Genomic DNA, 452 nt, shown 5'->3' on the forward strand with positions numbered 1-452 from the left:
CCGGGGGAAATCACGATCTCCGGTAACTGGTCACCGGATGAAGGTCAGGAAGTTCTGCGTACTGCCTATGACAAAGATACTATTCATGCGTTCAAAGTGGAGTTTCCGTCAGGTAATGGTTATGCCTTCCTGGCAGAAGTCCGGCAGAACAGCTGGAGTGCGTCAACCAGCGGGCTGGTCACCGCGTCTTTCACACTGCGCATGAAAGGTAAGCCTGTTCCGCTGAAAAACGGGGCGGTAACTGAGCCGGGAAAGAGGGAATAAGCCGTGGCGAATCGGAAACTGTCATTAAAAGAACTGGCACTCAGTCCAAAAAACGCCTTCCGCTCAAAAATGGTGAAGGTACCTGAATGGAACGGAGTCACCGTTATTCTGCGGGAACCGTCTTCGGCAGCCTGGCTCAGATGGCGTGAGCTGATGAATACCGGCGCAGACGGTGATGAAAAATTGTC

1 protein-coding gene and 1 pseudogene are annotated in these 452 nt (G+C 52.7%); both read left to right on the top strand.

What is annotated here, in order from left to right; translation table 11 throughout:
* Positions 1 to 264 (top strand): annotated as a pseudogene (locus GN208_RS17915) (phage tail protein); the annotation flags it as partial.
* 3 nt (positions 265 to 267) lie between these two features.
* Positions 268 to 452, top strand: a 185-nt coding sequence (locus GN208_RS17920; RefSeq protein ID WP_243828524.1) for a phage tail assembly chaperone, incomplete at its 3' end; no start/stop codon positions are given.

Source organism: Morganella sp. HSTU-ASny43, assembly GCF_022819185.1.
Lineage (GTDB): Bacteria > Pseudomonadota > Gammaproteobacteria > Enterobacterales > Enterobacteriaceae > Morganella > Morganella morganii.